Source organism: Pseudomonas sp. P5_A12, from assembly GCF_056400685.1.
In genome coordinates, this window is sequence record NZ_JBFUKU010000239.1 from 1 (window position 1) to 8,088 (window position 8,088).

Here is an 8,088-nt window from a genome sequence, read left to right on the forward strand (position 1 = left end):
CTTGCAGCCCGGCGGTCTGCAGCGAGGCGACAGTGTCGGCGGGAATTTCGACCTTGGCGGAAAAGTACGGCTGGTGCGTCTGTTCATCGATCAACTGGTCAGCTGACACCGTAGTCACCGTGCCGGTGACGGTCGGTGTATCCACCCGTTGCAGCGCCGTAAAATGCACATGCACCGGCAACCCCGGGCGCAACTTATCAGCCATCAGCGGCTCGAAACGCGCGGTGATCGCCATTGGCGCATCCAGCGGCACCACCTGCATCAGGGTTTGGCCGGCCTGCGCAACGCCCCCGACCGTATGAATGCTCACGTCCATGACCTGCCCGGACACCGGCGCACGGATCGCACCGTTGTCGACTTCAAACTGCAAGGCATTGATCTGATCGGCATAACCGGCCGCCTCGGCAGAGACCTCGCTGAGCCGGGTTTCGGCATCGCGGCGAAATTCCTGCTGCGCCTGCAAGGCCTTGAGCTCGCTTTCGTTGATCGCCTGGCGGGTCCTGCCGACATCGCCTACCCCGGAGGCAATCTGCCCGGCCAATTGGGCCGCGTTGCGCTCGGCCTCCAAGAGTTTGTTTCGCGGAATGTAGCCTTCACTGGCCAAATCACGCAGGCCTTTTAGCTCCTGCTGCTGAAAGTTCATCTGCGCGTCATAGTTGCGCTTGAGACCTTCGTAGCCGAGCAATTGCTGCTGCAAGGCTGCGGCTTCGTGTTCGAAGATCTGCAAGCGGCTGCCCAGTTCGGCGCGGCGGGTCAGAAACAACTGGCTCTGCAAGGCCATGGCGGCCTTGACCCTTGGCTCGTCGGCGTGCTCCAGCAGTTCAGCAGGCCATTGGATCTCGGCTGAGCCCAGGCGCTCGGCAATCAACCGCGCCTCGACGCTGCGATCGTTGAGCAACTTGCCCAGGGTCACGTCCAGTTGCGACTGCGCCTGCACCGTATTGAGCTGTACCAGCAACTGTCCCTGCGTGACGCGGTCGCCATCGCTGACCAGCAGCTTTTCCACCACCCCACCGACCAGCGACTGCACCGCCTTGCGTTCGCCCGCCACCACCACGGTGCCGCTGCCCACGACCCCCTGGTCGAGCGGCGCCAGACAGGCCCAAAGCAGGAAGCCGCCCAGCGTCAGGACCAGGAAACCCACACCATAGCGGGCTGCCCCCCGGGCGTCGGTACTGGCGCTGGGCAGCGGTGTGGCGCCGCGTACGCTCAGCCCCTGCTCGCTGTACATGTGTGTCCCGGGGGTCAAATCACGCATTTCCGCCAGCCTCCCTGACCGCGGCCGGTCTTGGCCCCGGCATCAATGCATTGAGCACCCGATCCCGCGGACCGAATGCTTGTTGGGTACCGTCCTTGAGCACCAGGATGTGATCGACCACCGCCAGCACATTAGGCCGGTGGGTAATCAGCACCACGGTGCTGCCAGCCGCCTTGAGCGCAGTGATGGCCTGCACCAGCGCCAGCTCTCCGGCCTCATCGAGGTTGGAATTGGGCTCATCGAGTACGATCAGCGACGGGCACCCATAGAGCGCGCGAGCCAGGCCTAGGCGTTGCTTTTGTCCTCCGGACAAACCAAGCCCGCCGGGGCCCAGCGGCGTGTCGTAACCCTTGGGGAACCGCAGGATCATTTCGTGAATGCCGGCGTGCCGCCCGGCGGCGATGATTTTGTCGGCGTCCTGCTCGCCGAAGCGGGCAATGTTGTCGGCCACACTGCCGTCGAACAGTTCGATGTCCTGCGGCAGGTATCCAAGGTGCGGGCCCAGGGCATCGTGGGACCATTGACTGATCTCGGCGTCATCCAGGCGCACCGACCCGCCCATGGCCGGCCAGACCCCGACCAGCGCTCTGGCCAGGGTTGATTTACCACTGGCGCTGGGGCCGACGACGGCGAGCACATCACCTTTGACCAGACTGAAATTGATGCCGCGCAGGACCGGTTGCGAGGCGCCAGGCGGGCCAACATACAACTGCTCCAGGCGCACCGCGCCGGTGGGCGCTGGCAAAGGCATGCGCAGGCGCTCGGGCGGATGCTGGGCAAGCAGTTGGCTCAGACGCTGATAGCTCTGGCGGCCGGAGTTGAATTGCTTCCACGAGCCAATGGCGATTTCCACGGGCGCCAGCGCACGCCCCAGCAGCAGCGACATGGCAATCATCATGCCTGCCGACAATTGCCCTTCAAGCACCAGCAACGCCCCCAGTCCCAGGGCCAGCGACTGTCCGGAGATGCGCACGAAACGGGTCGTCGAAGTGATACGCGCGCTACGATCGCTGGCATGGGCCTGGGCGGCGATGATGCGTTGCTGCAGCAGGCTCCAACGCTGGCGCAACGGCCCGAGCATGCCCAGGGCCTGGATGACTTCGGCGTTGTGTAACGTGCTGTTTACATAGATCGACGACTGCACGCCCAGGCGATTGGCTTCGCCAAGGCGCGTGCGAGTCGCCAACTCGCCCCATAGCGCCAAACCAATCAGCACCAGGGCCAGAACCAGCGTCAGCACGCCAAACCAGGGATGAAAGATGAACGCTACCAGCAGGAAGATGGGCAACCACGGCGCATCGAGCAAGGCGATCAGGCCCTGGCCGGTGATCAACTGCCGCAGCGTCGCCAGATCGGTGAGCACCTGCGCCGGGTTGGCGTTGTGCTCACGCAGGCTGCGGGCGAAGGCAGCGTCGAAAATCCGTTCGCCCAAGGCATCGTCCAGCCCTGCGCTCATGCGAATCATCACTTCGCCGCGTGCCCACTCGATCAGGGCGCTGAACATGAACAGTCCCAGGGCGATCAACGTGAGCATCAACAAGGTGGTTTCGTTGCGGCTGGTGAGGACCCGGTCGTACACCTGCATCATGTAGAGAGAGGGCACCAGCACTAGCAGGTTGATCACACCACTGAACAGCGCCAGCGACCAGAACACCCGACGATAGCTTAATAAAGCGGCATCAATGTCATGACGTGGATCGAGAAGCAAACCCATAGAGTGTCGCCCGCAATAAGGAATAGTCGGTCCAAGAGCAATCCGTCGCGAGTTTTTTTGCCCTGAGGCATTGGAGAAAACACTACACGTCGCTTGACGTGCCGCTATCAGAGACGGTCCTCGTCGCTTCAGGCGCCAATTACTGACAACGCCACCACGGGTTAGTGCCGGTTCGACAGGCGGGGGGGGCCATATGGGTGACGGGCGGGAATATTGCATTCCCCCAAGAAGACCTGAGGGCATCAGGATCGGATTGACGGCTCAGGGACGACGTACAGCCCTGCAAAGCTGCCTTATCCCTATGAACCTTCTGGTTTAAAAAGATTTTTAAAGACAAGTAGAACGAGAGATTCTAAGACGCTCGGGAGCTGTTGTGAGATTATTTTTGAAACCTCGGACGTTCATGCCCAGGAGTAAATCAGGACAAAATATAGAGCCCGGTTCTTCTGCTCCTAGCTATAGTCAGTAAGCCAGTTCCAGGTTGCACCGTCGGTAACAGGAGATCGACAGCCCTTAAACTGATGCAAATGCGACGCTTTAATCTCGACGACAGGAGATCAAGCGACGCCCATCGAACACTCACTTCATAGAGACCAAGAGTGGCCATGAAGCGGATCCTGAGCGGTGCTATCACCCTGGCAATCATCAGCACGATGACCGTTGGTCTACTCCAATGGAGAGCCGTCGCAAAGCAGAATCAAGAAGATTCGTGCAGTGAAGCCAGGCACGCCTTGAAAGGAGTGGAGATTCGAGCGCGAGCGTTGGCTGCCGGGATGACCGTAGAGGCGTACGCTAACGCTGAAGAAGCGGAAGTGGCGAAACTGATCCGCGCTCTCGAAAGTGCGAATAGTCCGGCGGATGTTGATTCGGTCATGGAGAGTCACGCTGCCGCCATAGAAGCGGTGGATGCCCCTGTTGAGGCAGAGGTGGACGCTCGAGGCATTCAAGCATTCCTCGAACAACGATTAAAGAAGCAGCGGATCCCCGTCGATGTCAAGCAACAGCTCGAACGCGCCGCCAAGGCAGTCAGTATCACTTGTAGCTAGCGCTCTGCGCTAACAAGCCCCCCTCAAAAACTGTCCGCCCCAGACTCTCATTTTGAGCCAACAAAACATTGGCCAAATTCACAATCCCCATCCCTCCTTCACAGCCTTTCGAATCCCCTCCAGCAACATCGCAAACGCCGGGTTGTCATTATTCTCGCGCCAGATTAAATGCAGCTCGCTCTGTATGCCCTCCCCCAGATCGATATCCCGAAACACTACGTTCTTGAACACCACGCTGGTGGCGCAGCGAGGGACCAGGGCCAGGCCCATGCCGGCGTTGACCAGCGCCAGAATCGTCAGTGAAGAACCGAGCCATTGCACGTATTCCGGAGCGACGCGGGCTGAGCGCAGCATGCCGGTCAGCAGTTCGTTGAACGGCGGATAGGCGGCGTGGGAGTACATCAGGAACGGTTGCGCGTCGAGGTCTTTGACGGACACGGTTTCGGCACTGGCCAGCGGGTGGCGACTGGGGACGGCCAATACAAATGGCTCGCGCACCAGGCACTCGGTGGCGTAGCCCGGTTCCAGCAAGGGCGCGCGGACGATGCCCAGATCGATGCGCCGGGCGCGAAGGGCTTCGTGCTGTTGGTAGGTGTTCATCTCCGACAGATCGATTTTGACATGGGGCTGTTTGAGCCGTGCTTCCGCAATGACTTTGGGCAGGAATTCGTACACCGCGCTCCCAACGAAGCTGATGTTGACCGAGCCGATGTCGCCTTCGGCAAAACGCCGGGCAGTGACGGCGGCTTGTTGGGCGCGTTCCAGTAGGTTCTGCGCTTCGATGAAGAAGGCGCGACCGGCGGCGGTGAGGGAAACGCTGCGGGTGGTGCGGGTGAACAGCTCGACCCCCAAGTGGTGCTCCAACAGTTGGATCTGTCGACTGAGGGGTGGTTGCGTCATGTTCAGGCGTTCGGCGGCGCGACGAAAGTTGAGTTCGGTGGCCACCGTGGTGAAGCAGCGAAGTTGAGTCAGCTCGAACATTGATCTAATCCAGGTATCAATCGAATGCCAAGTTAGATTAGACGGGATCAATTGCCGCGTCCATGATCGGCTCGTCCCTAAAAAAACAAAAAAGGAGCAGCCTCTTGAAAATCACACGAGTCACCGTCACCCCCATCGCTTTCCGTGATCCGCCACTGCTCAATGCCAGTGGTATCCACGAACCGTTCGCGCTGCGCTCGATCATCGAGATCGAGAGCGACAACGGCTACATTGGCCTGGGCGAGAGCTACGGCGACGCTCCGGCGCTGGCGATCCAGCAGCAATTGCAAGATAAGCTGATCGGCCTCGACCCGTTCAATCTCAATCAGCTGCGCGCCATCGTGCAGTCCACCGTGGCGGCGAACAAACCGGCGAGTATCGCCGGCGCAGAACTGGCTCCCGGTTCGCACGCCAGCAAAGCGGTGAGCAATGCGTATTCGGCGTTCGAAGTGGCGTTCCTGGATTTACAGGCGCACTCGCTGAACGTGCCGTTGGTGGACTTGCTGGGCGGTGCGATCCGTCACGAGATTCCCTTCAGCGCCTACCTGTTCTTCAAGTACGCCCAGCATATCGATTCGCCTTACAAACCCGACAGCTGGGGTGAAGCACTGAACGAAGAGCAGATCGTCGCCCAGGCTCGGCGCATGATCGAGACCTATGGTTTCAAGAGCATCAAGCTCAAGGCTGGCGCGCTGGAGCCAGAGCATGAAGTTGCGTGCATCAGGGCGCTGAAAAAGGCCTTCCCGGGTTACCCGCTACGGATCGATCCCAACGCTAACTGGTCACTTGAAACATCGATTCGCATGGCCGAACTGCTGGGCGACGACCTGCAGTATTACGAAGACCCGACACCGGGCCTGGAGGGAATGTCCGAACTGCACAAACGCACCGGCCTGCCGCTGGCGACCAATATGGTGGTCACTGATTTCGATGAGTTTCGCCGCAGTGTGGAATTGAACAGCGTGCAGATCGTCCTCGCCGATCACCACTATTGGGGCGGCCTGCGCGACACTCAGGCGCTGGCGAAAATGTGCCAGACCTTTGGCTTGGGCGTGTCCATGCATTCCAACTCGCACTTGGGTATCAGCCTGATGGCCATGGCCCACGTCGCCGCCTCGGTACCCAATCTCGATTACGCCTGCGACACGCACTACCCTTGGCAAGAGCCGGACGAAGAAGTGATCAAGGGCGGCAAGCTGCCCATCGTCGATGGTTGCGTGAAAATTACCCGAGCGCCCGGGTTGGGCCTGGAGCTGGATCACGATCAATTGGGCAAGCTGCATGACCAATACCTGACGTGCGGCATTCGCCAGCGCGATGATGTGAAACAGATGCAGCGTTACAAGCCTGAGTGGAAAACCATAAAACCGCGTTTTTGAGGGTGTCCGGTGTCTGGCTGTCAGGGCAGGCACCGGTTTTTCAGCACCGATAAAAAATACGAGAAGGCCAACTCCTTACGCGAGCTTTATGGCGCCGCCCTGGATATTGTCGCGCGCCACTCGCAAGTCATTAGCGTCCTGGTTGAGCTGGTGAATCAGGTTGAGCAACCGTTGACGAAGCACCTCGTCCTGGAGCTGTTCTGCTGCGCGCATCACATCGAGCGCCGCCACCTCATTATTAATTGCGACAGAGTCGAGCAGTTTGCGCATGCTTCTTGATGGCCGATTCATCTCCAACCTCCTAGGTTTCGGTGACGCGAATCATATGGCTCGAATGTTTCGTCAGTATTTCAGCTGAACGAACCGCAGGGGCGACCTCTGTGCTGAAGCTAAGCGGCCCGCTCCAGGGCATCCAGCAAGCCGACAAATTCCAGCGAAAGCTTATGGCGAGGGGCCAAATGGATGAGGGGAACTGAAACTTCGTGAGATTCGCGCATCTTGACGGAGCTGCTCAGGTAAACCGGCAGCACAGGCAAACCTTCTGCCAGCAGCTCATCCACAAGACTTTGGTGCAAGCCAGTGTGTCCAGCGAACTGGTTAACCACCACCCCTTCTACTGTCAGTGATTCATTGTGATCGCAACGTAGATCTTCTACCTGCGCGATGACGTGATACAGCGCCTGACGAGAAAAACTGTCGCAGTCGAACGGAATTAGCAGCCTGTCTGCCGCCACCAGCGCGCTGAAGGTGTAAAAATTCAGTGACGGCGGTGTATCGATGTAGATGCGCTCATAGTCCTCGGACAGCTCGACCAGTAACTTGCGCAGCTTGTTGATCTTGAACTTGCTCTCCAGTTTTGACTGGAGGTCTGACAGTTCGGAACTGGCAGCCACCAGGTGGAGGTTGTCGTAACGGGTCTCGGTGATGTGCACGCGATTCTGTCTGCCTTCGAAGCCGCCAGACAATGTCTGTTTGAAAAAATCGGCGATACCCGCCGGAATGCTCTCATTGATCAAGCCAGTGAGGTAGTGAGTCGAATTTGCCTGGGGGTCGAGATCAACCAGCAGCGTTCGGTAACCTTCGGCAGCACTTACAGCGGCAAGGTTGCAGGCAATGCTGGATTTTCCAACACCACCTTTCTGATTGAATACGACACGACGCATGGGGCTTGCTCATCCGTGAAAAAGGCCAGAGACCAGCTTAGGCCAAATGTAAGAAGTCATGTCAATTCTATGACCGCAATATTACAGTTTTACGACAATGAGGAGCGAAAGCTGCGGACTAGAGCTTTGTATTGCCAATACAAGGTGGTGGCRATGGATCCCTGCCTCCTTCAGTCCTTGCTCGATTTGGGTATCGCAATACGGCTACTGGTCTTTACCTCGCGCAAAGCCAGACTGGACTGGATGGAGGCAATTCCCACCTGACGCCTGAGCACCTGCTCGATAAAGTCACTGTAGCTATCAAGATCCTCTGCCAACACTTGCAGCACGTAATCGGCATCCCCGGTGATCTTGTGACAGGACAACACTTCAGGCAATTGAGCAATCACCGCCTCGAAGGCGTCGGGAGCGTGATCAGCGTGGGTGGAAAAACGGATGTGCACGAACGCCATGATGTCCAGCCCCAGCATTCGTCGATCAAGGTTAGCCTGATAGCCCTTGATCACGCCCGCCTCCTCCATTCTCTTCCGCCGCCGCCAGCAAGGCG

8 protein-coding genes are annotated in these 8,088 nt (G+C 58.8%); 2 read left to right on the forward strand and 6 right to left on the reverse strand.

What is annotated here, in order from left to right; all coding sequences use genetic code 11:
- Positions 1 to 1,258 (reverse strand): HlyD family type I secretion periplasmic adaptor subunit (locus AC1DSG_RS23755; protein ID WP_477793074.1); only part of this gene is annotated, 1,258 nt, incomplete at its 3' end.
- Complete coding sequence (locus AC1DSG_RS23760; RefSeq protein ID WP_477793075.1) at positions 1,251 to 2,972, reverse strand: type I secretion system permease/ATPase; 1,722 nt, start codon at positions 2,970 to 2,972, stop codon at positions 1,251 to 1,253. The genes AC1DSG_RS23755 and AC1DSG_RS23760, both read right to left, overlap by 8 nt.
- Before the next feature lie 605 nt (positions 2,973 to 3,577).
- Between AC1DSG_RS23760 and AC1DSG_RS23765 the strand changes: the two genes are divergently transcribed.
- A complete protein-coding gene (locus AC1DSG_RS23765; protein WP_477793076.1) occupies positions 3,578 to 4,018 on the forward strand; it encodes a hypothetical protein in 441 nt (146 codons plus the stop codon).
- Between the two features lie 78 nt (positions 4,019 to 4,096).
- On the opposite strand, the gene AC1DSG_RS23770 is transcribed toward AC1DSG_RS23765, so the two are convergent.
- The gene (locus AC1DSG_RS23770) at positions 4,097 to 4,999 is read right to left on the reverse strand and encodes a LysR family transcriptional regulator (RefSeq protein ID WP_477793077.1); all 903 of its coding nucleotides are present in this window, start codon (positions 4,997 to 4,999) and stop codon (positions 4,097 to 4,099) included.
- Positions 5,000 to 5,103: 104 nt separating this feature from the next.
- Between AC1DSG_RS23770 and AC1DSG_RS23775 the strand changes: the two genes are divergently transcribed.
- A complete protein-coding gene (locus tag AC1DSG_RS23775; protein WP_477793078.1) occupies positions 5,104 to 6,378 on the forward strand; it encodes a glucarate dehydratase family protein in 1,275 nt (424 codons plus the stop codon).
- 75 nt (positions 6,379 to 6,453) lie between these two features.
- Here AC1DSG_RS23775 and AC1DSG_RS23780 read toward each other — a convergent pair whose 3' ends face one another.
- From AC1DSG_RS23780 to AC1DSG_RS23790, 3 genes are all read right to left on the reverse strand, one after another.
- A complete protein-coding gene (locus tag AC1DSG_RS23780) occupies positions 6,454 to 6,669 on the reverse strand; it encodes a hypothetical protein (protein ID WP_477793079.1) in 216 nt (71 codons plus the stop codon).
- A gap of 98 nt (positions 6,670 to 6,767) precedes the next feature.
- Complete coding sequence (locus AC1DSG_RS23785; RefSeq protein WP_477793080.1) at positions 6,768 to 7,541, reverse strand: ParA family protein; 774 nt, start codon at positions 7,539 to 7,541, stop codon at positions 6,768 to 6,770.
- A gap of 170 nt (positions 7,542 to 7,711) precedes the next feature.
- Positions 7,712 to 8,088, reverse strand: a 377-nt coding sequence (locus AC1DSG_RS23790) for an Lrp/AsnC family transcriptional regulator (RefSeq protein ID WP_477793081.1), incomplete at its 5' end; no start/stop codon positions are given.

Excerpts from the sequence above, each read along its gene's own strand:
- AC1DSG_RS23760 (WP_477793075.1), bottom strand. The coding sequence starts at position 2,972 with ATGGGTTTGCTTCTCGATCCACGTCATGACATTGATGCCGCTTTATTA.
- AC1DSG_RS23765 (WP_477793076.1), top strand. The coding sequence starts at position 3,578 with ATGAAGCGGATCCTGAGCGGTGCTATCACCCTGGCAATCATCAGCACG.
- AC1DSG_RS23785 (WP_477793080.1), bottom strand. The coding sequence starts at position 7,541 with ATGCGTCGTGTCGTATTCAATCAGAAAGGTGGTGTTGGAAAATCCAGC.
- AC1DSG_RS23780 (WP_477793079.1), bottom strand. The coding sequence starts at position 6,669 with ATGAATCGGCCATCAAGAAGCATGCGCAAACTGCTCGACTCTGTCGCA.
- AC1DSG_RS23770 (WP_477793077.1), bottom strand. The coding sequence starts at position 4,999 with ATGTTCGAGCTGACTCAACTTCGCTGCTTCACCACGGTGGCCACCGAA.